General features: G+C 58.0%; 20 protein-coding genes. 7 read left to right on the top strand and 13 right to left on the bottom strand.

The window, feature by feature from the left end; translation table 11 throughout:
- The first annotated feature begins 40 nt into the window (after nucleotides 1-40).
- On the top strand, nucleotides 41-532 hold the full coding sequence (locus tag KL786_RS17330) for a GNAT family N-acetyltransferase (RefSeq protein ID WP_215518401.1): 492 nt from the start codon (nucleotides 41-43) through the stop codon (nucleotides 530-532).
- A 121-nt stretch (nucleotides 533-653) separates the two neighbouring features.
- Here KL786_RS17330 and KL786_RS17325 read toward each other — a convergent pair whose 3' ends face one another.
- From KL786_RS17325 to KL786_RS17315, 3 genes are all read right to left on the bottom strand, one after another.
- Entirely contained in the window at nucleotides 654-875 is a 222-nt protein-coding gene (locus tag KL786_RS17325; protein WP_215518400.1) for a hypothetical protein, read from the bottom strand.
- Nucleotides 876-1,026: 151 nt separating this feature from the next.
- Nucleotides 1,027-2,772 carry a phosphoethanolamine transferase CptA gene (locus tag KL786_RS17320; RefSeq protein ID WP_215518399.1) on the bottom strand — a complete coding sequence of 582 codons (1,746 nt, stop codon included), beginning with the start codon at nucleotides 2,770-2,772 and terminating at the stop codon, nucleotides 1,027-1,029.
- A 156-nt stretch (nucleotides 2,773-2,928) separates the two neighbouring features.
- Nucleotides 2,929-3,078, bottom strand: coding sequence for a DUF6026 family protein (locus tag KL786_RS17315; protein ID WP_223232685.1), 150 nt, complete (start codon nucleotides 3,076-3,078; stop codon nucleotides 2,929-2,931).
- 281 nt (nucleotides 3,079-3,359) lie between these two features.
- Here KL786_RS17315 and gnd point away from each other — a divergent pair, with 281 nt between their 5' ends.
- From gnd to KL786_RS17300, 3 genes are read left to right on the top strand one after another with little or no spacing between them, the layout of a single operon-like run.
- Nucleotides 3,360-4,340: a phosphogluconate dehydrogenase (NAD(+)-dependent, decarboxylating) gene (gnd, locus tag KL786_RS17310; RefSeq protein WP_090291170.1), complete on the top strand. Its 981-nt coding sequence runs from the start codon at nucleotides 3,360-3,362 to the stop codon at nucleotides 4,338-4,340.
- On the top strand, nucleotides 4,337-5,860 hold the full coding sequence (gene zwf, locus KL786_RS17305) for a glucose-6-phosphate dehydrogenase (protein WP_154841795.1): 1,524 nt from the start codon (nucleotides 4,337-4,339) through the stop codon (nucleotides 5,858-5,860). The genes gnd and zwf overlap by 4 nt, the downstream gene beginning before the upstream one ends.
- Complete coding sequence (locus KL786_RS17300) at nucleotides 5,857-6,681, top strand: HAD family hydrolase (RefSeq protein ID WP_215518398.1); 825 nt, start codon at nucleotides 5,857-5,859, stop codon at nucleotides 6,679-6,681. The genes zwf and KL786_RS17300 overlap by 4 nt, the downstream gene beginning before the upstream one ends.
- A 15-nt stretch (nucleotides 6,682-6,696) precedes the next feature.
- On the opposite strand, the gene nhaB is transcribed toward KL786_RS17300, so the two are convergent.
- The gene (nhaB, locus tag KL786_RS17295) at nucleotides 6,697-8,199 is read right to left on the bottom strand and encodes a sodium/proton antiporter NhaB (RefSeq protein ID WP_215518397.1); all 1,503 of its coding nucleotides are present in this window, start codon (nucleotides 8,197-8,199) and stop codon (nucleotides 6,697-6,699) included.
- Between the two features lie 210 nt (nucleotides 8,200-8,409).
- Nucleotides 8,410-8,676, bottom strand: a complete 267-nt coding sequence (locus KL786_RS17290; RefSeq protein ID WP_215518396.1) for a hypothetical protein — start codon at nucleotides 8,674-8,676, stop codon at nucleotides 8,410-8,412.
- 341 nt (nucleotides 8,677-9,017) lie between these two features.
- On the opposite strand from KL786_RS17290, the gene KL786_RS17285 reads away from it, so the two are divergent.
- Nucleotides 9,018-10,343 (top strand): sigma-54 dependent transcriptional regulator, encoded by a 1,326-nt coding sequence (locus tag KL786_RS17285; RefSeq protein WP_215518395.1) that lies wholly within the window; start codon nucleotides 9,018-9,020, stop codon nucleotides 10,341-10,343.
- An 89-nt stretch (nucleotides 10,344-10,432) separates the two neighbouring features.
- Here the strand turns inward: KL786_RS17285 and fapF are convergent, their stop codons facing one another.
- The 7 genes from fapF to KL786_RS17250 form a co-directional block, all read right to left on the bottom strand.
- Nucleotides 10,433-11,725, bottom strand: coding sequence for a fibril amyloid transporter FapF (gene fapF, locus KL786_RS17280; protein WP_215518394.1), 1,293 nt, complete (start codon nucleotides 11,723-11,725; stop codon nucleotides 10,433-10,435).
- Nucleotides 11,726-11,774: 49 nt separating this feature from the next.
- Complete coding sequence (gene fapE / locus KL786_RS17275) at nucleotides 11,775-12,521, bottom strand: fibril amyloid subunit FapE (RefSeq protein WP_032861164.1); 747 nt, start codon at nucleotides 12,519-12,521, stop codon at nucleotides 11,775-11,777.
- Between the two features lie 37 nt (nucleotides 12,522-12,558).
- The gene (gene fapD, locus KL786_RS17270) at nucleotides 12,559-13,239 is read right to left on the bottom strand and encodes a fibril amyloid maturation endopeptidase FapD (protein ID WP_032861163.1); all 681 of its coding nucleotides are present in this window, start codon (nucleotides 13,237-13,239) and stop codon (nucleotides 12,559-12,561) included.
- A gap of 60 nt (nucleotides 13,240-13,299) precedes the next feature.
- Entirely contained in the window at nucleotides 13,300-14,133 is an 834-nt protein-coding gene (fapC, locus tag KL786_RS17265) for an amyloid-like fimbrin subunit FapC (protein WP_215518393.1), read from the bottom strand.
- Between the two features lie 68 nt (nucleotides 14,134-14,201).
- Nucleotides 14,202-14,756 (bottom strand): fibril amyloid subunit FapB, encoded by a 555-nt coding sequence (fapB, locus tag KL786_RS17260; RefSeq protein WP_215518392.1) that lies wholly within the window; start codon nucleotides 14,754-14,756, stop codon nucleotides 14,202-14,204.
- Complete coding sequence (gene fapA, locus KL786_RS17255) at nucleotides 14,756-15,208, bottom strand: fibril amyloid chaperone protein FapA (RefSeq protein ID WP_215518391.1); 453 nt, start codon at nucleotides 15,206-15,208, stop codon at nucleotides 14,756-14,758. The genes fapB and fapA overlap by 1 nt, the downstream gene beginning before the upstream one ends.
- A 334-nt stretch (nucleotides 15,209-15,542) precedes the next feature.
- Nucleotides 15,543-16,541 carry a FecR family protein gene (locus KL786_RS17250; RefSeq protein ID WP_215518390.1) on the bottom strand — a complete coding sequence of 333 codons (999 nt, stop codon included), beginning with the start codon at nucleotides 16,539-16,541 and terminating at the stop codon, nucleotides 15,543-15,545.
- A gap of 151 nt (nucleotides 16,542-16,692) precedes the next feature.
- Here KL786_RS17250 and KL786_RS17245 point away from each other — a divergent pair, with 151 nt between their 5' ends.
- Nucleotides 16,693-16,962, top strand: a complete 270-nt coding sequence (locus KL786_RS17245; RefSeq protein WP_032861157.1) for a PepSY domain-containing protein — start codon at nucleotides 16,693-16,695, stop codon at nucleotides 16,960-16,962.
- 11 nt (nucleotides 16,963-16,973) lie between these two features.
- Here KL786_RS17245 and KL786_RS17240 read toward each other — a convergent pair whose 3' ends face one another.
- Nucleotides 16,974-22,061: a dermonecrotic toxin domain-containing protein gene (locus KL786_RS17240; RefSeq protein ID WP_215518389.1), complete on the bottom strand. Its 5,088-nt coding sequence runs from the start codon at nucleotides 22,059-22,061 to the stop codon at nucleotides 16,974-16,976.
- Between the two features lie 184 nt (nucleotides 22,062-22,245).
- Between KL786_RS17240 and KL786_RS17235 the strand changes: the two genes are divergently transcribed.
- Complete coding sequence (locus KL786_RS17235; RefSeq protein ID WP_032861156.1) at nucleotides 22,246-23,277, top strand: Ldh family oxidoreductase; 1,032 nt, start codon at nucleotides 22,246-22,248, stop codon at nucleotides 23,275-23,277.
- The last annotated feature ends 3 nt before the right edge of the window (nucleotides 23,278-23,280 follow it).

Genomic DNA, 23,280 nt, shown 5'->3' with positions numbered 1-23,280 from the left:
CGGGGAGGTGATCCCTGCCTATCTGCTATCGAGGAAGGAAATGGAAGCCGCAGAAATACTGGTGCTGCAAGCCAGCTACAGCAATCCCGTACAGGCCGAGGCCATTGGCCTGTTGCTCAATCACTATGCACAAGACCCCATGGGCGGGGGCAAGGCCTTGTCCGCCGACCTGTTGGAGCAACTGCCGGCTGAGCTGGCCAAGCGTCCCCATGCATTCAGCGTGTTGGCCTTTGTCGGCGGTGAGCCAGCTGGGCTGGTGAATTGCTTCGAAGGTTTCTCGACCTTCGCCTGCCGTCCGCTGGTCAACGTGCATGATGTGGTGGTCATGGAGCAATTTCGTGGCCTGGGCCTGAGCCAGAAAATGCTGCAAAAGGTCGAGGAAATCGCCCGTCAGCGCGGTTGCTGCAAGATCACCCTGGAGGTGCTGGAAGGTAATCCAGTGGCGCAGGCGTCATACCGCAAGTTTGGTTTTGATGATTCGGTGTTCGACCCGGCCCATGGCCGCATGTTGTTCTGGAGCAAGGCGCTCTAATCAATGCTGATGGTTTTCACGCGAAGCATGGGAATCATCAGGCAAAAAAAAGCGCCCAATACAGGGCGCCAAGTTGACCTTCACCATCGGAGCACAATGGTGCCGGGTAGTACTCAGTGCATCAGCTCTTGGGTTGCTCGGTGTCCCGCGCCTGTTCGGCGGATCCGGATTTAGCACCCTTGGTATCGGCGGCCGCAGTTTGCTCGGTGCTGCTGCGGGCCTGCTCCTGGATAAAGCTGAAGTTGTTGAAATGCTCCTTCACGCGATCCGAGCCGCCTTCGGCGAAGGCGGCAACGGAGGTCAGGCCCAGCAGGCTGGCGAGCATCAAGGCTGAAAGTTTCATCGCATGTATTCCCATTAAAAGTGATCGGTATCTGCACCGTCCCTGATCAGATTTATGGGAATAGTCTGTAGGAAACTTATTAAGTGGGAATTAACGTCAAGAACATCCAAAGTTAACGGGACGGTTAACTTTGGATGGCGTGCGGAGGGGGTTACTTCAGCACCACATTCCTTGGGGCGGTGCTGGCCTTGGGCTTGATCAGGCTGAAGTCGATCAAGGCCTTCTGCGGACGCTGGTAGGGATCGCCAATCAACAACGGCCGTGGCTTGAAGCTATCGCTGACCAGGCTGCGACTGCGGTCCAGTTCGTCGAAGCTCAGGCCAGCCAGGTCGGCCCAAGTGTGAATCAGCTGCGAGCTACTGTAGGGCCGTTGCACGTCGCCTTGCATATTCCAGTCGTGGGTAGCGCGCCACTTCGGCGATGCCCAGGTCATGAAGGGAATGGTGTACATCGGCGCCGTCGGCTTGCCTTCGTTGCGGCCCAGGGTGTCATGGCCCGCCGAGTCGAACACGTCCTCGCCGTGGTCGGACAGATAGAGCAGGAAGCCGTTGGGGTCGGTCCTGGCGTAATCCTTGATCAGGCTCGACACCACGAAATCGTTGTAGCGCACCGCGTTGTCATAGCTGTTGTAGGTCGGCAGTTGGTCATCGTTCACACCGTCCGGAACGCCCTGACGGTCGGTAAACGTGTCGAAACTCGGCGGGTAGCGGTACTGATAACTCATGTGGGTGCCCAGCAGGTGCACCACGATCAGCTTGCGCTCGGCCTTGTCGGCGAGGGCTTTGGTGAACGGCTCCAGCACATCGCCATCGTATTGGCGGGCGTTCTGGTTGCGGTTGTTATTGAGGTACACCTGCTCGTCGGCCTGTTCGGAGAACGTGGTGAGCATGGTGTTGCGCTTGGTCATGGTCTGCTGGTTGGTGATCCAGAAGGTCTTGTAGCCGGCCTGTTTCATCATGCTGACGATGGACGGGGTCTTGAGGTACAGGTCCGGGTGGTCTTCGTCAGCAAAGGTCAGCACCTGTTGCAGCGCCTCGATGGTGTAGGGGCGCGGGGTGATGACGTTGTCGAAGACGTCCAGTTGGTCGCGCAGCTTGTCCAGCTCCGGGGTGGTCTTGCGTGGGTAGCCGTAGAGGCTCATGCGCTGGCGGTTGGTGGACTCGCCGATCACCAGGACCAGGGTCGACGGCTGGCCGGCCATGCTGTCCTTGAAGTTGCTCAGGGGTGGGATCTTGCTGGCGTTGTCGAGCATGCCCTGCATGTTATCCAGTTGCTGGGTGTAGCGACGATAGGCGACGATCATCTGCCACGGTACAGCCGGTTCGACACGGGTTTCGAAACCATCAATGGCCCGCTCCAGGGTGTCGTTGGTGGCGATCTGCTTGACCAGCGGATAACCAACAATCGCCAGCACAATCGCGGTCGCCGCGACCATGGCCCGGCCCCTTGGCAGATAGACCGGGCGCACGCGGGTCCACAGGAAAATGGCCAGGGCGGTGTGGGCAATGAAGGCCAGCACGATCCACCAGGCAAAATATTGGGTGGCGTACTCGCCGGCTTCAGAGATGTTCGACTCGAACATGATGAAGATGACGCTCTGGGAAAATTCCTGCTGGTAAATAAAGAAATAGCCCAGGCTGGCCATGGAGCAGGCCCACAACACCACACCGATCAACGCGGCCAGCAGCCGGGTGCGATGTGGGAAGAGAAGCATGGGCGCCAACCACAATGCGCTCATGAAGAACGCCTGGCGGAAACCACTGAAACCGGAAGTGCCGGTCAGTTGGATCAGCAGTTGGGTAATGCCTGAGAAATACCAGAAGAACAGGAACATCCAGCCAAGGCCGGCCCAATCAAACCCTTTTGCAGACTTCGTGCTGCGTTTGAACATCGCCATGCAGCGCTCCAACCCAATAATTGTCCCAGTTGCCACTGCCCATGCGTGAGGCGGCGTTCTGGCGGGGGATTATCGGGAAGGGCGGGTGAAAACTTTGTGAGTTGGATCCGAGGTGGCAAACCTTGCAGGAACCGGCTTGCCGGCTCCTGCAAAGGGTCAGCAGGTGATGGCTTGATTCGTGAGCTGGGCCTGCAACTGCGCACGCAGACGTAGCACTTCCTGCTGCAACTGTTCACGTTCGTCTTTCAACTGGCGTAGCTCGTCGCGGCGCACGGTCACGTAAAGGGTCTGTGGCGGGCGTGTCATCTGTGCTGTGCGCATTGCTTACCTCGCAAATAGCCGGTGTATTGCGGTGCCAGAGCGCGTGACTGAAGGCGCTTGGCAGGAGTCAGGGGCGATTCTGATTTCTTTTTTGTCTCAATGGAACTTTTTTATTTTTCACGGTCGATGTGACTTTTCAGGGCGTGATGGTGAAAGGATGGCCACTTTTTCTGATGAAACTAGTGCGATTGGCGCCGGACTAATCCCTCATTGCGCTATAAACTGTGTCACACATTTTTTTGATTTGTAGTTAGGAGCATCAACACATGCAACTGGGGATTATTGGACTAGGCCGCATGGGCGGGAATATTGCGCGCCGCTTGATGCTCAATGGGCATACCACCGTGGTCTACGACCGCAATGAAGCATTCGTCAAAGGCTTGAGCGAAGAGGGTGCGACCGGCGTTGCCGACCTCGCTGCCCTGGTTGCCGGCCTGCAAAAGCCGCGGGCGATCTGGGTCATGCTGCCGGCGGGCGAGGCGACCGAAACCACGATCAACGACCTGAGCGAACTGATGGAAGCCGGCGATGTGATCATCGACGGCGGCAACACCTTCTATAAAGACGACGTGCGTCGCGGCAAGGCCCTGGCGGAAAAAGGCCTGCACTACATCGACGTCGGGACGTCCGGTGGCGTCTGGGGCCTGGAGCGTGGCTACTGCATGATGATTGGCGGCGACGCCGAGACCGTCAAGCACTTGGACCCGATCTTCGCCACACTCGCGCCAGGCCTGGGCGATATCCCACGCACCAAGGACCGTACCGCCACTGATGATCGCGCCGAGCGTGGCTACATCCATGCCGGCCCCGCTGGCTCCGGGCATTTCGTGAAGATGATCCACAACGGCATCGAATACGGAATGATGCAGGCGTTTGCCGAAGGCTTTGACATCCTCAAGACCAAGAACTCGGAAAACCTGCCGCAAGACCAGCGTTTTGACCTGAACGTGGCCGACATTGCCGAAGTCTGGCGTCGTGGCAGCGTGGTTTCCTCCTGGCTGCTGGACCTGACCGCCGATGCCCTGGCGACCGACCCCAAGCTCGACGGTTACTCAGGTTCCGTGGCCGACAGCGGTGAAGGGCGCTGGACCATCGAAGCGGCCATGGAGCAATCGGTGCCGGTGCCGGTGCTGTCCAACTCGTTGTTCGCCCGTTTCCGCTCGCGTCAGCAAAGCACTTACGGTGACAAGTTGCTGTCGGCCATGCGCTTCGGCTTCGGCGGCCATGTGGAGACTTCCAAAAAATGACGGCCAACGGCAAGAAACCCAAGGCCGAACCCGCTCCACCCACTACCTTGTTCCTGTTCGGCGCCCATGGCGACCTGGTCAAGCGCCTGCTGATGCCGGCGCTGTACAACCTCAGTCGCGATGGCCTGCTGGGTGACGGGCTGCGGATTGTCGGGGTGGATCACAACGCTATCAGCGATGCCGACTTCGCCAAAAAACTCGAAGACTTCATCCGCACCGAAGCGGCGAGCAAGGTCAAGGGCAATGCCGAACATGCACTGGACCCACAGTTGTGGGCCCAGTTGGCCAAGGGCATCAGCTACGTGCAGGGGGATTTTCTCGATGACGGCACCTATGCCGATATCGCACAGAAGATCGCCGACAGTGGCACTGGCAATGCGGTGTTCTACCTGGCCACTGCGCCGCGCTTCTTCAGTGAAGTGGTGCAGCGCCTGGGCCGGGCCAACCTGCTGGAGGAAAGCCCCGAGGCTTTCCGCCGCGTGGTGATCGAAAAACCATTCGGCTCCGACCTGGCCACTGCCGAGGCGCTGAACGCCTGCCTGCTCAAGGTCATGAGCGAAAAGCAGATCTACCGCATCGACCATTACCTGGGCAAGGAGACGGTGCAGAACATTCTGATCAGCCGTTTCTCCAACGTGCTGTTCGAAGCATTCTGGAACAACCACTACATCGACCACGTGCAGATCACCGCTGCCGAAACCGTCGGTGTGGAAACCCGGGGCAGTTTCTTCGAAAACACCGGGACCTTGCGCGATATGGTGCCCAATCACCTGTTCCAACTGCTGGCAATGATTGCCATGGAGCCGCCGGCGGCCTTTGGCGCCGACGCGGTGCGTGGCGAGAAGGCCAAAGTGATTGGTGCCGTGCGCCCATGGTCGATTGCGGATGCGCGGGCCAACTCTGTGCGTGGCCAGTACACCGCCGGCGAGATCGGCGGCAAGTCACTGCCGGGCTACCGGGAAGAGGCGAATGTCGCACCCGACAGCAGCACCGAGACCTTCGTGGCGCTGAAGGTGATGATCGATAACTGGCGTTGGGTCGGCGTGCCGTTCTACCTGCGTACCGGCAAGCGCATGAGCGTGCGCGACACCGAAATCGTCATCTGCTTCAAGCCGGCGCCCTATGCACAGTTCCGCGACACCGAAGTCGACGAACTCAAGCCGACGTACCTGAAGATCCAGATCCAGCCCAATGAAGGCATGTGGTTCGACCTGCTGGCGAAAAAGCCCGGGCCGACCCTGGACATGGCCAATATCCAGCTAGGGTTTGCCTACAAGGACTTCTTCGAGATGCAGCCTTCCACTGGCTACGAAACGTTGATCTATGACTGCCTGACCGGCGATCAGACGTTGTTCCAGCGTGCCGACAACATCGAAAATGGCTGGCGTGCCGTGCAGCCGTTCCTCGATGCCTGGAAGGAGGACGATGGAATTGAGGCCTACAAGGCAGGCGAAGACGGCCCCGCAGCGGCGGATGCATTACTGGCCCGTGATGGCCGTGCCTGGCATAGCCTGGGATGAGTGAGGCGACGATTCACCCCATCCGATTCTTGTTGAGTGATATGGACGGCACCCTGTTGCTGCCCGATCACAGCCTGAGCCAGCGCACCATTGACGCGGTGCGTGCGTTGCGCGATGCCGGGGTGTTTTTCAGCCTCGCCACCGGGCGGCCGCCCAAGGCCATGCTGCAGCAGATCGAAGCCCTGGGCGTCGATGTGCCAACAGCAGGCTTTAATGGTGGCACCCTGGTCAACCCGGACGGCAGCATCCTGGTGGCCCACCACTTGCCGGCGGAAGCGGCCCTGGTAGCACTGGCGCTGTTTTCCCCGCATCCGGATGTGGAAGTCTGGGTGTTTGCCGATGGCGACTGGCTGTTACGCGACGCCAGCGGTCCCATGGTGCCGCGTGAGCAACACGGCCTGGGGTACGCGCCCGTGGTGGTGGAGAGTTTCGAGCCGTTCCTGGAACGGATCGATAAGATCGTCGCTGCCAGTAACAACACGCAACTGCTGATTGAACTGGAGGCGCAATTGCAGCCCAAGGTCCAGGGGCTGGCGCAGGTGTCGCGTTCGCAGCCGGTCTATCTGGATGTCACGGCAATGCAGGCTAATAAGGGCGATGCCCTGAAAACCCTGGCAGCCCATCTTGGGGTGGCGCTGGAGCAGACGGCGGCTATCGGTGATGGCGGCAATGACCCGGCGATGTTTCATGTCGCCGGGCTGTCGATTGCCATGGGCCAGGCCGAAGAGGCGGTCAAGCGCCAGGCCGATGTGGTCACTGGCAGCAATGTCGAGGACGGCGCGGCCCAGGCGATTGAGCGGTTTATCCTGGCGAGCGCTTGAGCGCTCGCCATCCCTTCACAGCCAGTAACTGACCCCGTACCAGCCCAGTACACCCATCACCACCGTATACGGCAGGGCCATCCATACCATGCGCCCGTAGGACAGGCGAATCAGCGGTGCAATCGCCGACGTCAACAAGAACAGGAACGCCGCCTGGCCATTGGGCGTCGCCACGCTGGGCAGGTTGGTCCCGGTATTGATCGCAATGGCCAGGGTCTCGAAGTGCTCGCGGCTCATATGGCCGGACACAAACGCCTGCTTGACCTCGGTGATGTAGATCGTCGCCACAAACACGTTATCGCTGATCGCGGACAACAGGCCATTGGCAATAAACAGCATGCCCGGTTGTTGTTCGGCGGGCAGGGCCAGCACCCATTGAATCAGTGGGGTAAACAGTTGTTGATCATGGATCACCGCCACCACGGCAAAAAACACCACCAGCAACGCGGTAAAGGGCAGGGCGTCCTTGAAGGCATTGCCGATGCGGTGCTCTTCGGTAATCCCGGTAAAGGCAGTGATCAGCACAATCACCAGCAAGCCGATCAGGCCCACTTCAGCGATATGAAAGGCCAGGCCGGCGATCAGTATCAGCGCCGCCAAGCCCTGGACAATCAGCGCCGCACGCTGGCGTGGCGTGCGCTCGGCATTGTCTTCACGGGCGTAGTTGGCCAGCACCTGGCGTACGTTATCCGGCAGCAGTGTGCCGTAGCCAAACCAGCGCAATTTTTCCAGCAGGACGCAGGTGGCCAGGCCGGCGACCAGCACGGGCAGGGATACCGGGGCAATCCGCTGGAAAAACTCGCTGAAATTCCAACCCATCTCATGGCCGATCAGCAGGTTCTGTGGCTCGCCCACCAAGGTGCACACACCACCCAGGGCTGTGCCGACGGCACCATGCATCAATAGGCTGCGCAGAAACGCGCGGAACTGCTCAAGGTCGGCGTGGTGCAAGGTGGGCAACTGCTGGTCGTCGCTGAATTCACTGTCCTGGCGCGGATCGTTGCCACTGGCCACTCGGTGATAGACCGAATAGAACCCCACGGCGGCGCTGATAATCACCGCCGTCACAGTCAAGGCATCGAGAAAGGCGGACAGAAACGCAGACAAAAAGCAGAACATCAGCCCCAGCAGCGCCTTGGAGCGCACACCGAGCAGCAGGCGCGAAAACAGAAACAGCAGCAAGTCCTTCATAAAGTAGATGCCGGCCACCATAAACATCAGCAGCAGGATCACCGGAAAGTTGTGCAGCAGTTCGTCGTACAGCGCCTGGGGCGTGGTCATGCGCAGCAACAGCGCCTCGACCATCAACAGCCCACCGGGCATCAACGGGTAGCAGTGCAGCGCCATGGCCAGGGTGAAAATGAACTCTGCCACCAGTAGCCAACCGGCCGCCACTGGGCCGAAAACCCACAGTACCAGAGGATTGAGGATCAGGAATGCGAGGATGCTGGCCTTGTACCAACGGGGCGAGTGCCCAAGAAAATTATGGGCGAAGGCCTGGGCCATTGATCCGGACATGGAGTGCTCCTTGGGGCGAGAAGCGCGCAAGATACCCGATATTCACCCCTGTAGGAGCGAGCTTGCTCGCGAGAAACCTGAGGTCGCCGCATACACCCTGGTGCCCTGCGCATCTTTAAGGTTTTTCGCGAGCCAGCTCGCTCCTACAGTAAATGCGTCAGTCAGCGAATAACCGATCAGCACTTACAAAGTTGCAGTAAGTGCGTGAGCTTACTTAGGCATTGCCCAGGACAGTAGTTGATAACCTTCGCCGTTGAGTTCCGCGCGGGCTTGCAGCAGCAGGGTTTCCAATTGCTTGGGATCGGAATAAGTGCTGCAAGGAATCTGCTTGCGACCAATACGGTTTTCGGTGCGGTCGATAACGGTCAGGCTCAATTCGCCAGTCCCGTCTTGTGGGGCCCAGGCCACGCAATGAAAGGGCTGGAAAGCACGGTCTGCGATCAAAAGAGCTTCGTTGATACGGAGCGGGGCGTTCATGGGGTCTTCTCTCTAAGTGCCCAATCAAATGATGTGCCGTCGGTTGGGCTTACCGTTCGGCTAGTACCTGTACTGATGCACGATGACGGGGTACGGGTCACATCTTAAAACAAGAAAATTCAACTTTTCGTGATTAACGTCATGTAAGAGGCCCATTTGAAAGCTGAATGAAAGATTGAAGTAGCGCCGTGCAAAGGTGCCTGATCGCCAAATGCTGTATTCAGGGTGGGGTTATCGCAAAACGATACAAGGGGGTGTCAAGATCTTGCTAGGGTTATCAACAGTCGCCTCAAACTGTTGTTTCTAAATAACTTTAATGATTTTGACGCCAAGGAATAGTCATGATTGTTACACCCCCACTGCGTCGCTTACTTGTGGTCGATCCCTGTGATGACTGCCACCAGTTATTACCTGGTTTGCGGGCGGCCGGGTGGGATGTCGACAGCTGTGCCTTGGACGCCCTGGGGGATCGTACCTGTGATGTGGGATTGCTACGGCTACAGCCCGCTCACTTGCAGCGGCCCGAAGCGGTCAAGGAGCTGATCAGCCGCAGCGGTACTGAATGGATTGCCGTGCTCAGCCCCGAAGTGCTGCGTTTGCAGAAGGTCGGCGATTTTGTCTGTGAATGGTTTTTTGACTTTCACACCTTGCCATTTGATGTGTCGCGGGTCCAAGTCACCCTCGGCCGTGCGTTTGGCATGGCGCGCCTGCGTGGTAAAGGCATTGCCCACGTGGATGAGCCAGAACATGAGCTGCTGGGCGACAGCCGGCCGATCCGCGAGTTGCGCAAGTTGCTGGCTAAACTGGCCCCCACCGAATCGCCGATTCTGATCCGTGGTGACAGTGGCACCGGCAAGGAGTTGGTGGCAAAGACCCTGCACCGGCAATCCCAGCGCCACGCCAAGCCGTTTGTGGCGATCAACTGCGGGGCGATTCCAGAACACTTGATCCAGTCCGAACTGTTCGGTCATGAAAAGGGCGCGTTCACCGGCGCCCATCAACGCAAGATCGGGCGTATCGAAGCGGCCAACGGCGGTACCTTGTTCCTCGACGAAATCGGCGATCTGCCGCTGGAGTTGCAAGCCAACCTGCTGCGTTTTCTCCAGGAAAAACACATCGAGCGTGTCGGTGGCAGCCAGCCGATCCCGGTGGATGTGCGGGTACTGGCGGCGACCCATGTCGATCTGGAGGCGGCGATCGAGAAGGGCACATTTCGCGAAGACTTGTACTACCGCCTGAATGTCTTGCAAGTGATCACTGCCCCCCTGCGTGAACGGCATGGCGATGTGGGCATGTTGGCCAACCATTTCTCCCGTTTCTACAGTCAGGAAACCGGCCGTCGCCCGCGCAGCTTCAGCGAGGATGCCCTGGTCGCCATGGGCAAGCATGGTTGGCCGGGCAATGTGCGTGAGTTGGCCAACCGGGTACGGCGCGGGTTGGTACTGGCCGAAGGGCGACAAATCGAAGCGATCGACCTGGGGTTGCAAAGCCACCAGGCAATCATATTGCCGATGGCTACACTGGAAGATTACAAGCACCGCGCCGAACGTCAGGCGTTGTGCGATGTGCTGAACCGGCACAGCGACAACCTGAGTGTCGCTGCCCGTGTGCTGGGGGTTTCGCGGCCCACGTTCTACCGGTTGCTGCACAAACACCAGATCCGCTAGGGCGGGTAAAAAAAGCCCCGTCGCGACCCTTATCGCGGCGGGGCTTTTCCTTTCCCTAAACCCACCATCCCCTGTAGGAGGTATAGCGTTTAGAAGTAGTACGGGAATTTCAGGCTGAAGGTGAAATCAGGCGCATCATCGGTCATGCCGATAGCCAGGTTGGGCACGATGGTCAGGTTCTCACTGGCCGCTATGGTCATACCGACGTTGAAGTAGCCGGCGTTGGCGTCGCTGGAGACAATCGACTGCCAGTCACCGCCATCAGGCTTGAGCTTGCTCTTGCGCTGAATCAGGTCAGACACCGAGAACGACATACTCATGCGCTCGTTCAGGGCAAATGCCACACCTACGCCAAATTGGAAACTGTCGCCCAGGCGCACCTTGCCACCGACCTTCTGGTTGACGTCACTGCTGATATCGTCAAACGAATCTTCGAAGTTATGAGTGTAGGAAAGGCTGCCGAACAGCACTGCCGGATCGAAGGTCTTGACCAGGGATATCCCAGGGGTTATCGACCAGACACCGTTACCGGTTGGCAGGTTCTCCGGTACAAACAGGTTGTCGTTGGCCGTTGAACGCACCAGCTTGATCCCGAAGGGTTCCTTGCCGGTGGGCGCCTTGACGCGCACTGAGACCACGGCATCGGGCATCGTCGGTGATTCGTCGAGGAATTTGTAGGCAATTCCGAAGTTGACGTCGCCGATGGTTGGATCACGGCTCACCGATTCTTCTGAGGTCGCTTGCGGGTCACCACCACTGGCCCCACCAGACTGGTAGGTCGACTCGCGGTAGACCACCGGAACGTTAACGTCGAACTGCCAGCGGTTATCAAGGTTGTAGCGGCCCGTCAGGTCCAAGGTCCAGTTATCGGCCTTGATACGGTCCAGGTTGATATTGCCCAGGAAGATCGAGTCCAGCGCGAGAAAACCATTGAGGGTCAATTGGCGGGCGTCATAGCGCGCGTAGGTAATGCCGGTTTCAAAACTGAACTTGCCGTTACCGAAGAAGCCGCTGGCTTCGTTATACAAGTTGCTGACACTTTGCGCGGGCGCCGAATCATCCTTGAGCGATTGACCGTAGGAACTGCCGCCTGTGGCTCCACCCGTACTGCTGCTGGCGGCCACGGTACTGCCACTTTGCTTGAAGTCTGCTGGCGATTTTGCCAGGCGTTTGGGCGCTGGGGTTACTGGCTGGTCTTCCACCTGGCGCACCCGTTGTTCCAGGACCGCCAGGGCTTTTTGTTGGACTTCGTAGCGCTGCTTGAGCTCCAGAAGTTCTTGTTTGAGGGTTTCTATGTCTGCGTCTGGTGCGGCGTACAACAGACTCGCTGGCAAGAGCGTACTTAAACAGACAACGGCACGTAGTGATAACGATCGATGCATGAAATAAGCCGTCCTTTTCTAATGCGGAAGTGTCGAGGGTCAGCGTAGTTCAATAACCGAGCGTGCGTAGGCCTTTGAGTTGATCCAGGTTGCAGTTCAAGGCGCCCGCGTTCAGACCATTGTTGCCTAGCACCACATTGAGCTGCGTCATGTTGTTGACGAAGTTACTGTTGCCTTGCAAAACCGTGCCTTGCAGTACATTGCCGCCACCGATCTGCTGCAGGGCGCTCCCCTGATTGTTATTGGCTTGGATGGCCATCTGCACGCCGCCATTGTTGGCCGAAACACTGACTCGACCGGCCGCACTGTCGGTCGTGAAGGAGCCGCCCGCCATCAACGCATGCCCCGACTGCGCCACGTTGGCCGGTGACAGGCCGTTTTCACTGACATTGATCCCGACGTTGTTATAGGCCGTATTGCCATCGCCGGCGGCGCGTACGGTTTGGGTCACGCCCTGGCCACTGCCCAGGCCGGCGCCACCCACGACAGTGCCGGTGCCAGGGTCGCGATTGGTACCGCTGCCGACTGAGCCGGTGGACTGCACATAGAATTGCGGGGTGATGGTGGCGGAGTCGATGTGCATATTGGCGTTCACGGTACTGGTGTCGCCAGCGGCGTTGGTCCAGGTGGTACTCATGACAATGCCGAAGCTGACAATTCGCCCTGGCATCACGAAACGGCCGCGCAGTTCAGCCAGTTCCGAGTCTTTCATTTCGATGGGCTTGAACGCTGAGGAAGCATAGGCAGGCATCGAGGCTGCCAGGCACAGGACCGTAAGCCAACGATAAGTGTTCATGTTTTGCTCCTGGAGCTTCCTGCTCCTTATCGCGCTTCTAGAAGAAATCGCTCTGGATAAAACCGAAGTCCATCAGCTCTGCATCGCCCACGGGCCGGAACTCGTTCATTTTGGTCTTGGCGGTCAATGGTGTGGGAGGATCGAGCAGGGCGTTGGTCTTGTCATAGCCCTCACCCAACACGGCAAACACCACACCGTTCCAGCCTTTGACAAAGTCGTCCCGTGCATAGCGTTTATTGCCCAGGACAGGATCACCGATATAGACCCAGTCTTTTTCGGCACGCTGCATCACGACGAAGTGCTTGTAGCCACGGATCTCCACTAACACCACCACGGGGATTTTCACGGTCAGCAGGGTGTCCGGGCCGATCTTGTAGCCCCTGGCACGCATGCCGATGCTTTCGAGGTAGCGTTTCATGTCGAGCATGGAGAAACCCTGGGTGCGTACCAGGTCCTGGTCAGCGTTGACCAGCATGCCCTTGATGACGTGTTCTTCATCAACGTCCATCCAATAGGCTTGGCGCAGGATGGTTGCGAGTGCTGCCGCACCACAGCTGAAATCGGTTTTTTGTTCCACCAGGTTAGCGAACCGGCGTTCGCGGATGCTCTCGACCTTCTTGAAAATCACTGCACCACCGGGCATGGCGGAAATAGCCATTTGCCCGGCCCAGGAAGGGCCAGCAAGCAGTAATAGAAGCGTGAGGGTCGCGAGGCGCATGATCGGATGACCTGTCGGACACGAAAATAAAAAGGGCCTTGTTGCCAAGGCCCGATTGCATCAGAAGCGTACGCCGCTACCCGCTGCGCAGACGGTGCAGCCGCTGCCGAGGGAGAGCGTGTTGCTCTGCTGGTTGCCGATGCCAGCAGCCACGTTGACGCCGATGTTGCCAGAGGCGTTGTTGGCCGAGTGGTTCAGGCTGGCATTGTTGACGACATAAGAGGCTTGGCCGTTGCCGTTGCCGTTGCCATTGCCGTTGCCATTGCCATTGCCATTGCCGTTGCCGTTGCCATTACCGTTGCCGAAGCTGTTGCCGTTGTTGCCATTGCCCGTGGAGGCAGTATTGAGGAACTCGTTATCCACCGAGGTTTGCACGGTGTTCGAGGCTGCGGCGACGTTGTTGCCATCTGCAACCACGATCGCCAGGTTGTTTTTCTGCTGGTTGCCTTGACCGGCGGCGACGTTAACACCCACGTTGCCGGAACTGTTGTTGGCCGAGTTGTTCAGCGAGGCATTGTTTTGCACGCCCTTGCTCTCAAAGTCGTTCTGTTTGCTTTGCTGATCGACATCCACCAAGGCAAAAACCAGGTTTGAATCGTCAGCGCTGCTGGTGATTGCTGCGGCGTTATCTTGCTGGTTGCCGGAGCCAGCGGCGACGTTGCCACCCAGGTTGCCGTTGCTGCGGTTCAACGAGTGGTTGGCCGAGGCATTGTTGGTGGTTTTGGTGTCATCGAACTTGTTGTCTTTGCTGATCTGGGTGTCAGTGACGACGGCAGCTACGGTGCCGGTCGGTGCAGGGGTTGGGTACCACCTATTGGAGTCAGCCTGTGCAGCAACAGCCATGAGCGCAGCCAGAGCAAAAACCAGTGGTTTGAGAGCCATTGTAGGTTTCATGGTGTATCTCCTTGCTTCTAATTAGTTGGTTAAGTGTTGGTACGGTCTAACAAACACCTATCAAGTCGTTACTTGATAGTGATACCGAGGGTGTTAGCCATTCGGTTCCCCACCCCTGCACTCTGATTCACCTGTACCACTCCACGGTTGCCGGTGAAGGCCTGGTCGCTGGTAACGACCTGGCGGCTGCCAGTGGTAGAGGAGGACCTTGAGTCTGGTAACAGCGTCGTGTTCTGTTGCGAGAGGACGCTGTCGTCGATGCTTTGCGGGCCAGGATTGATACTGATCCGCACCGCATTGATCATCTGGTTGTTGGCCCCGGCCGACTGGTTGACGCCCAGTACACCGCTGCCATTGCTGAAAGAGGTTCCCTGGATCGCCGTGTTGGCGTTGAGGGAAGGGTCGGCCTTGCCGTCAAGCTTCTGTATGAGCACAGTGCTGGCTTGACCGCCGACCGTGATGCTCCGGCTGTTGATCTGTTGTTGCTGATTGCCGGCGGCCTGGTTGACCGAAATAACGCCGGTGTATTGTTTGCCGGAGTTGTCGATGAGCGCTTCGTGACCGTCGCCGGCCATTGCGCAAGAGCAACTGAACAGTGCAGGGATCAGCCATGAGCGATTCATTACTGAGCCCCCATCATGCTGCCGATGTTGTTCAGGGGGGCCAGGCCACGTTCAATCGTGCCGCTGATCTGGCCACCCAGGCTGTTCCCGCCGCCATGACTCGCTGCTGCGCCAGTGCCCAAGCCAGCCGAATTGGTGCCCAGAGTGTTGCTCAGGCCGGGGAGTTCGCCGTTTGGCAGGATCGTGCGGGTAATGCCGGAGCCGCTACTCAGGCTTGCAAAATCGCTATCGCTGAGTTCGCCGGTAGCTCGCAGAATCTGACTGCTTGGGTTGGCATTCACCGTGGTTGGGTAAGGGTCGGGACCAAAGGCTGGGCGACCAATGTGGAAACCTTGAACATTGCGCCCGGTCACGATGACGCCGTCTTCCGCAAAAGCGCTAACGCTCACACTGGCGCTGAGTACACAGCTGATCAGCAGTAGGCTCAGTGAGCCTGGATTGAGAGTCGCCACGGCAGCATTCCTTGTTTTTTAACGCTGACCCTAAACAGCGTTGCAAGGAAGAGAGCAGAAGCTGTGCCGCTTTTTATATTGGCTGGTTATTCAACAGCTTGGGATTATTTGCGAGGTGGCTGGGGGCAGGGTGTATCAGGCCTGAAACAGGGCGGCGGCCAATGACCTGCGCCAGGCCTGGGCTCGGGGTGTTTCAGGGCTGAAACACTTGTGATGACGAAACGATGAACCCGCAGCTACCGGGCTGCTGCGCGGTGAGGAGTGTTTCAAAAGTGGACAAGGCATTGCGAACGAGAGCCGTGCCACCGCAGTACGCGGTAGTCACGGCTCTTGATCAGGTCTTGGGGGTTTTGCGCGGGATTGAATTGAGTACGGTGTTGCCGTCCTGGTTCTGAGTCAGGTAGACCGGCAGCACTTTGGGCAGGGAGGACACCAAGTGGGTGACTTCATGGATATCGTAGATCCCGCCAATGCGAATATTCCCGGTGCCCGTATCGGCCAGCATCACCGGTTTGCTCAAGTAACGGTTGATCAGTGGCAAGGCATCCACCAGTGGCAGGTTGTCGAGAATCAACTTGCCGGTGCGCCAGGCCAGCGCCGGGTCATGGGGGGAGAACGCCTGTAATTGCGGTTGCGCGTCCCCCTGGTTGTAACTGGCCTGCATCCCGGGTGTCAGGCTCAGGCCGCTGTGGCTGGTGTCGCTGGTGATTTTTACCGAGCCTTCCAGCAACATCACCCGCACTTGATCGTCATACTTCCAGACGTTGAACTGGGTGCCCGTCACCCGGATTTGCCCCGTGCCGGCGTGTACCACAAACGGGTGTGCGAGGTCATGGCTGACCTTGAAGAACGCTTCACCTTTTTTCAGCGTGGCCCGGCGCTCATCCTTGTAGTTGCTGTAGACCAGCTCGGTGCCCAGGTTCAGCTCAACTTCACTGCCATCAGCCAGCGTGACGTGGCGCAGGCCACTGGTGGCTTCGTAATGCTCATAAGAGCTGGGCAGCCAACCGGCCTCCCAGCCGGTGAAGGCGGCCAGTGGCAACGCCACCAGGGAAATGGCGGCGGCGACTGCATAGGTGCGCCAGCGGCTGGGTGGTGTGACCAGCACAACCGGCGGTGGCGCTTCTCTGGTGCGCGGCAAGTGGTCGGCAACATCCCAGATTTCCAGCATGGCAGCATATTCGAAGGCATGCAGAGGGTGCGCATCGTGCCACTGTTCGAAAGCCTGCCGTTCTGCCACGGTGCAATCAAAAGCGTGCAGACGCATACACCAATGCGCGGCGGCATCGGTGACTGCATCATATTCGGCTTCTGAAAGGGGCTGTTCGGTCATTGGTGCTTCCTGATTTCCTACATTCTAACCTTCCCGGCGGGGTGCCGAGAACAACCATCATGGCGAATGAGCATCAATGTGGAACTAATTCGGGCTGTAAACACCCTAAAAATCTGGATCTGTAAGTCATTCTCTCTAACGGAGTAAGAAAATGCTGAAGAATACCCTCACTGCCATGCTTGCCACTGCCACCTTGTTCGGCGCTGGCGCCGCCTTGGCCGACAAACCTGGGGCCGGCTGGATCACCATCGAGAAAGCCATCGAAACCGCCAAGACCAAGGCTGGTTACATTGAGGTCTACCAGGCCGAAGCTGACGACAATGGTTATTGGGAAGTCAAAGGTCGCAAGGCTGACGGTAGCGTTTATGAAATCCGCATCGACGGCGCCTCGGGCAATGTGTTGCGCGACCAGAAGGACTGATCCCGACGGCCTCAGTTTATGGACTCTCTCCGACTGGAGGGCACCGGGTCCAACTGACGCCCCAGGTGGGTGATCAGAAGCGCCACTGAGTCGGCATTATCCAGGATGGTGTCGACTCGCCTGGCCAGGTTGGTCATGAAAATCCCCCGTGCATTACTCAAATCCACCCCTCCAGTGGTTCGCAGTATCTGATCCTTGATGTACTTGGTTTCCGGGGTCTCTCCAACGTCGCTCCAATGGGTGCCGCTCACGTCCGGGAGCTTGAATAATTGGCTAACGGGTGTCTTGCGTGAATAACCTTTGCCCTGGCAGCTCTTTTGGAAGCGCGCTAAATCGCGTCCGGCCTGTGTCAAGGTCACGATTAAATCGGAAAACGGCATCACGGAATTCAGGTAGGCCGAATCGGCTGTCAACGCCACCAAATGGCTCATCTCGTGGATCAACAGCGTTGCCCGTGCATGGGCTGCTCGATCGAAATAGTCGGGCAGGAGGTTGTCATAGTCGCTTAACGGCGGCGCAAAAAAGTTATCAGCCAGGTAAATCCGTTGTTCCGGGTCTCTATCGATGGTGAAAGCCCAATTGTTTTGTGGGTCTGTTCTATGGGTGCCGGCGACGAAACGTTGCGAGTCCAGCGAATACAGCGTGGGGTCCAACAAGCCTCCCAGGATCAGGTCGACGATGCGATGCAGTTTCTGCACCAGGATCGGGTCGATCTCTTGCGGACCAAGAAGCGGGTCGATGTCAATGCCAAAAAACTCATTGACGAAGCGATGGATACGCGTCACTGGCGCGATTCCGGGCGCCAGCAAGGCGAGGTTCAATTTGCAGTTCTGCGTATAAAACGTCGCCAGGTCCATCGCCTCCACGATCATTCTGGCGCGCTCGGGATACAGCGCCCGAATCGCCCTCATGCCTACGGCCTCGATGCTCATTGATCTACGGGCTGAAGCTCGGCTTTGTGAACGATCTTGCAAACGGCCATAGGCCTGGCCAAAGCGCGAGATGTGTTGACGTGTGTCGATCTCCCATTGCCCCAGGTTGTTGCGATGGATGAACGGGCCGTTTTGCTGCTCCGTTGAAATACGCCAGAACTTGCCGAGGGATTGGGCCTTGTACACTTTGCCGGCCAACGGAATGTAGGAGGCTCCTTTATGCTGGTAAGTACCATTGAGTTCATTTTTGCTCATGTTCACCAGCGCTATATCATTCACTTCGCTGGGCGAAAGCAGCGTGCGTTGCGGCGCGGTAATGTCCAGTTTCGACCAGTGTGCAGCAGACTGTGGCTGTGCAGCCGGTGTTGGCTGTGCGGGGTCGAAGATTAACGACTCGGCTTCCTGCAATGCCTGGCCCAGCGCGGCCATTTGGGCTACGCCTTCGATAAACGTCTGCAATGCCTTGCGCCAATGGTGGTCTTGCAATGCCTCTGCGGACTCTTTGAACAGTGAAATGCTTTGCCAGATCATCCAGGGCAGCGCCAGTTTGCCAGGTAGCAAACTCAGCACGCGGCTACCGGACTCGCTGAATACCTGTTTGACGGTTTCCCATTCAGTCTCTGCCCCGTGGATCAATCGCGCACCAAGCCACTTGAGTAGCAACGCCAGGTTGTCGTCAAACAGTTGGCTAAACAGGTTGCCCTGGATCGGAGTGAATCCGAGGGTGATTTCCGACTTCTTGCCCAACGTGCTGGATAACAGATTGCGATAAGTAGTGTCCTGAGGTGCCGCCAAGCGCTTGAGCACACACTCTTGCAGGGCACCCGGCAGGTTCAGGTTCTCCAGGAACTGCGCTTCACTTTCGAACTCGGTGAAGCTTAACGTTGAGTGATAAGGGGCATACAACACTTGAGGACCCTCACGCCCTGCGCCGATGAGGTAAAGCCCGAGGGCTGGAGCAGTCGTCGCACCTGCGGTGGCGATCAGTTCAAGCGGTCTGATGATGGCGGTTGTTCCTGCAACAGAGGCCCGAGCAATCGCATCCGGCATGTTGAAAACCTGCTGAACCAGGTCAAATCCACGGTCTGACAAGTGTTCCTGAAGCTTGAGTGTGTGGGCGTGTTGTAGCAGTTGCCAGGGTAATTGCTGGCTGAAGTCTTTGCGGCGCTGATCGACACCGGATTTGCCAGTAGACAAGTGCTCGGTCAGATAAGCGTGATAGTCATCGTGGATTTTCAACTGTGTCAGCATCTGACGCACCACGGCTTCCGTCAGGCTGGATGACGTAGAGACCACATCAAACCCGGGAGTTTGCAAGCTGGAAGGGTTCATGGCGAAATCCAGCAGACCCTGGCGTTGCCCGGCCAAAGCCAACCTCGGCACAATCGTCACGTCAGTGGCGAACAACGAATAATCGACGAGCATGTCGTTGAGAGCGTCCTCGACATGCTGGCGTAATGGGCGAAGGTCATGCAGGTAATCCCGGCCATGCAAGGTGTTGATGCGATATTGCTCAAGAATTTCGGCCTGGCGTCGTTGCTCTCTGGCGGGCGCTGCACCCAATGGGTCGTATAGCGAGTGCCTGAGTTCAGTCAACCGTGCGATATCGATGGCACGCTGAAGGTTATTGGCAGGTACTTGGCTGCGTGCCTGCCCGAGTATCTGGTGCATTGACTGTGCATTAGCCTTGAGCGTCAGGATGTGTTGGCGTTGGGCGATGCAATAGTCGATCCACGACTGCTGGCATTTAGACAGGACGGCTTCTTTGATTAACTGGAGCGGCCCCAGGTCATAGCATTGATGGGGGAGACGCTCAGCGGTCCCCAGGTTCTCCAGCAGGCCCAGGCGCAGGGAGGGGGTGCGTAGCCGATGCGCCAATGATTCACGCAGGTTCTTGACCGAGGCAAAGGCTTCCACTCCTCCCGCTGGCGTCCATAACACCGCGTGCCCGGAGTGATACGGATCAAGGCCACCGCGCTCGGTGAGCACAAAACAGTTGGCCAAACGAAACAGTGTGTTTTTGCCTGTTACTAACACCGACAGGGTGAAAGCATCTGGCGTGAAGCCCTCCAAGGTATTTCGCTGTTCACGCGCGGTGTTATCCGGGTTCAAGACGGCCCGCAGAATGTTGATATCACGCTCGCCCAGGGTTTTGTCTAGCCCTCTGAGGCGAGCCTCTTCAAGAACACCTACGGACAGGCTGTGCGCCAGTGTGGGAATCAAGGCCTCCAGGCCATCGCGGGGCAGCTGTGCAATCGTTTTGCGGTTAAGGCCGAGCAGCCAGTGCGTCATCATGTCATTGAGTTTGGCGATGGAGATTTCCGGCCTTTTGGTTGCCAGGCCTTGAACCTGTGGCCCGTACACACCGTACTCGCGCGAGTCAGGGATGGCTTGTGCTTCTCCAATCACTCGGGCAACGCAATGGTTCAGCAGACTCTGGCTGGACTGGGGCGTGCGTCGCTCTTGATCGTCGGCATTGCCAGCATAGTGGTTGATGTAAAGACTCATCGGATCAAGAGCCTGTTGCACCGGGAGGTTGAACGTCGCACGCAATTGGTCGGCGATGACCGTATTGAGGGAGGGCACCTGTGTCAGCAGGGTACTCAGTCCATCAGCCACACTGTGCAGTTGGCGAATAGTCTGGCGCGCCTTTTCTGCAGGCACTGAAGGTGCCGATGGATGAGTACTCCAGCGGCCCTCGGGGTCCAGCGCGAGGAGCCGATGGTCGAGCATGGCGCGGATGTCCAGGCCGTGGTCAAGCATGGCATAGGCATTGATGGTTCCTAGGTTGCGCCGGTAAATATCCAGGCAGTAATCGAGGTTCTGCCGCTGCTTGCGGAGGATGTCCTCAAACAATGTGCTGAAGACCAGGCCGCTGATGGGGGAGGAACTGAACTGCGGATCTTCAAAACCAATAAACCGAGTTCGCTCTTCCAGTGCCAGGAAAGCGAAGAAGTCATCTTCATGGCCGCTCGTCCTGGCCATTGCCTTGAGTGTTGCCTGCAAGTCGTCGTAGTCCTTGAGTACCTGCAAACCCTTGGGTTGGGTATACAGATAGGTATGGGTATTGCTAATGACCAGTGTGCCGGCCAACTCTATGGCGTGGGCGTAGTACTCCCATAGGCGGACTTTTTCGATCTGGGGCGTGACTCGGCGGTTGGCGGGCAGGTAGAGCGCATCCAGTTGTTGCCGCTCCTGGGCCGAGATTACTTCCTCCTGACGCTTGAACAGCAAGTCGACCCTGGATTTGTCGCTCATCGCCTGGGCAAAGTACGTGCGTCGTGACTGGCCAGCATGCACTTCGGTATTCCAGTAAGTCTCTAATGCGCTGTACAGAAACAGATGCAACTGGTGCGCCGCTTGTTTCAGGCCATCTTCCCATTGAGTGTTGGTCTCTTGAGTCTCTACCACCTGGGGGTTCGTAAACTCCCGCCGCTGGCCGACAGGCCAGGACTGTTGGCGGTAGAACAACAGGAGTGCGTCAGGTAATTGTAGCGCCTCGACCCATTTGTCCTGATCCGTGGAGTCGGCGGCCAGCGCGTAGAAAAACACATGGGTCTTACGTTGATCTACGTTAGGGAAGGCCTTGCGCAAGGTGTTGGCCAGCAGTTGCTCCAACAGTGTTTCTATCAACGGCAGTTTGCTCAACTCATCAAGCATGGCCTGCACATTCAACTGTTGGTAGCGCTCAATGCAGGCCTTTTGCTCGTCGAACACATTACCTTCGATCAATTGTCGAGTAAGCGTTGATCCATCCAGGAATGCAAAGTCGACCCGCTGGTCAATAGACAGGAAACGCAGCAGGTCATCACGCTTGTGCTCGTCCTGAAGCCTGCCTTGCAGTTCCTCTATCATCTGCGGGTAAGTGCTGAATTTTTCCAGCCCGGTTTCCGGGCCGTAGAAAAAAACCGGGGTATAGCTTCCCTCGGAACCCATCACGAATGCCCCGGCCAGTTCAATCGATGTGTGACCAGGGCGGTTGACCAAGAGGCGCTCGGCAATCATCGGCGGCGACTGTGCTTTGCGTCCCGCCGCGTTGGCAAAGAACAGGTTGCGTAGGAAGTCTCGATCATTTTCGGTGATAGTGAGTTGACGCTCTCGGTCATTCAAGCGCTTGGCTACTCTCATGGCCTCGGGGAAAAAATACGGCAGTTGCTGGTCGTTCATCGCAAAAGTCTCGGTGCAGGCTATAGAAGGCACCGAGCCTAGGAGCGGCAGGTATCTGGCGGGCATTAAATAAATAACCGCGAAGCCGCGCCGGTGGTTGACAGCTCACTTGTTGCACGTTGTTAATCAACGAGCCAAATCCAGCAGACTGTTGCCCCCTCCAATAACAATTCTGGAGCTTCAGATGTCAGCCACGCCCATTACCGCTGCGAATACTTCAATTGTCTTCACGCAACTTGTGACGCTGCTCAAGGCCATTTTCATCCGTCACGGCGCTTCGCCGGATGTTGCCAGCGTACTGGCTGACAACTGCGCCCGTGCCGAGCAGGACGGGGCACACAGCCACGGGGTGTTTCGCATACCCGGCTATGTCTCGACCCTGGACAGCGGCTGGGTCAATGGCCAGGCGGTGCCGGTGGTCGAGGATGTGGCTTCGGGGTTCGTGCGTGTGGACGCCGCCAATGGATTTGCCCAGCCGGCGCTGGCTGCCGCACGCCCGTTATTGGTGGCAAAAGCCCGCAGCGCTGGGATTGCCGTACTGGCGATTCGTAACTCTCACCACTTTGCTGCCTTGTGGCCGGATGTCGAGCCGTTTGCCGAAGAGGGTTTGGTTGCCCTGAGCGTGGTCAATAGCATGACTTGCGTGGTCCCTCATGGCGCCGATCGGCCCTTGTTCGGCACCAACCCCATCGCGTTCGCGGCGCCACGTGCTGACGGGCCACCGATTGTGTTTGACCTGGCCACCAGCGCAATCGCCCATGGCGATGTCCAGATTGCCGCCCGCAAGGGTGAACGTGTTCCGCCGGGTACTGGCGTCGACAGCCTGGGCCAGCCGACCCAGGACCCGAAGGCGATCCTCGAAGGCGGGGCGTTGTTGCCATTTGGTGGGCACAAGGGCTCGGCCTTGTCGATGATGGTGGAGTTGCTGGCAGCCGCGCTGACCGGGGGCAACTTCTCGTTCGAATTCGACTGGTCAAACCACCCCGGCGCCAAGACCCCCTGGACAGGCCAGTTGCTGATCGTGATCGACCCCAGCAAAGCCGCCGGGCAAGACTTTGCCGAGCGCAGCCAGGAACTGGTGCGGCAGATGCATGCGGCAGGGCTGCGACGCTTGCCGGGCGACAGGCGTCATCGCACGCGAGCCAAGGCAGAAGTGGAAGGAATTGTTCTGGACGGTGATGAGCTGGCGCGGTTGCGTAAGTTGGCGCAGGGCTGATGG

Source organism: Pseudomonas sp. TAE6080 (genome assembly GCF_018732265.1).
Lineage (GTDB): Bacteria > Pseudomonadota > Gammaproteobacteria > Pseudomonadales > Pseudomonadaceae > Aquipseudomonas > Aquipseudomonas brenneri.
Note: the sequence above shows the minus strand (reverse complement) of the source record. Positions and strands in the feature narration are given on the sequence as shown.

What these genes read in the sequence shown, in the direction of transcription:
- KL786_RS17330 (WP_215518401.1), top strand. Translation starts at nt 41, where the DNA reads ATGGAAGCCGCAGAAATACTGGTGCTGCAAGCCAGCTACAGCAATCCC.
- KL786_RS17325 (WP_215518400.1), bottom strand. Translation starts at nt 875, where the DNA reads ATGAAACTTTCAGCCTTGATGCTCGCCAGCCTGCTGGGCCTGACCTCC.
- KL786_RS17320 (WP_215518399.1), bottom strand. Translation starts at nt 2,772, where the DNA reads ATGGCGATGTTCAAACGCAGCACGAAGTCTGCAAAAGGGTTTGATTGG.
- KL786_RS17315 (WP_223232685.1), bottom strand. Translation starts at nt 3,078, where the DNA reads ATGACACGCCCGCCACAGACCCTTTACGTGACCGTGCGCCGCGACGAG.
- gnd (WP_090291170.1), top strand. Translation starts at nt 3,360, where the DNA reads ATGCAACTGGGGATTATTGGACTAGGCCGCATGGGCGGGAATATTGCG.
- zwf (WP_154841795.1), top strand. Translation starts at nt 4,337, where the DNA reads ATGACGGCCAACGGCAAGAAACCCAAGGCCGAACCCGCTCCACCCACT.
- KL786_RS17300 (WP_215518398.1), top strand. Translation starts at nt 5,857, where the DNA reads ATGAGTGAGGCGACGATTCACCCCATCCGATTCTTGTTGAGTGATATG.
- nhaB (WP_215518397.1), bottom strand. Translation starts at nt 8,199, where the DNA reads ATGTCCGGATCAATGGCCCAGGCCTTCGCCCATAATTTTCTTGGGCAC.
- KL786_RS17290 (WP_215518396.1), bottom strand. Translation starts at nt 8,676, where the DNA reads ATGAACGCCCCGCTCCGTATCAACGAAGCTCTTTTGATCGCAGACCGT.
- KL786_RS17285 (WP_215518395.1), top strand. Translation starts at nt 9,018, where the DNA reads ATGATTGTTACACCCCCACTGCGTCGCTTACTTGTGGTCGATCCCTGT.
- fapF (WP_215518394.1), bottom strand. Translation starts at nt 11,725, where the DNA reads ATGCATCGATCGTTATCACTACGTGCCGTTGTCTGTTTAAGTACGCTC.
- fapE (WP_032861164.1), bottom strand. Translation starts at nt 12,521, where the DNA reads ATGAACACTTATCGTTGGCTTACGGTCCTGTGCCTGGCAGCCTCGATG.
- fapD (WP_032861163.1), bottom strand. Translation starts at nt 13,239, where the DNA reads ATGCGCCTCGCGACCCTCACGCTTCTATTACTGCTTGCTGGCCCTTCC.
- fapC (WP_215518393.1), bottom strand. Translation starts at nt 14,133, where the DNA reads ATGAAACCTACAATGGCTCTCAAACCACTGGTTTTTGCTCTGGCTGCG.
- fapB (WP_215518392.1), bottom strand. Translation starts at nt 14,756, where the DNA reads ATGAATCGCTCATGGCTGATCCCTGCACTGTTCAGTTGCTCTTGCGCA.
- KL786_RS17250 (WP_215518390.1), bottom strand. Translation starts at nt 16,541, where the DNA reads ATGACCGAACAGCCCCTTTCAGAAGCCGAATATGATGCAGTCACCGAT.
- KL786_RS17245 (WP_032861157.1), top strand. Translation starts at nt 16,693, where the DNA reads ATGCTGAAGAATACCCTCACTGCCATGCTTGCCACTGCCACCTTGTTC.
- KL786_RS17240 (WP_215518389.1), bottom strand. Translation starts at nt 22,061, where the DNA reads ATGAACGACCAGCAACTGCCGTATTTTTTCCCCGAGGCCATGAGAGTA.
- KL786_RS17235 (WP_032861156.1), top strand. Translation starts at nt 22,246, where the DNA reads ATGTCAGCCACGCCCATTACCGCTGCGAATACTTCAATTGTCTTCACG.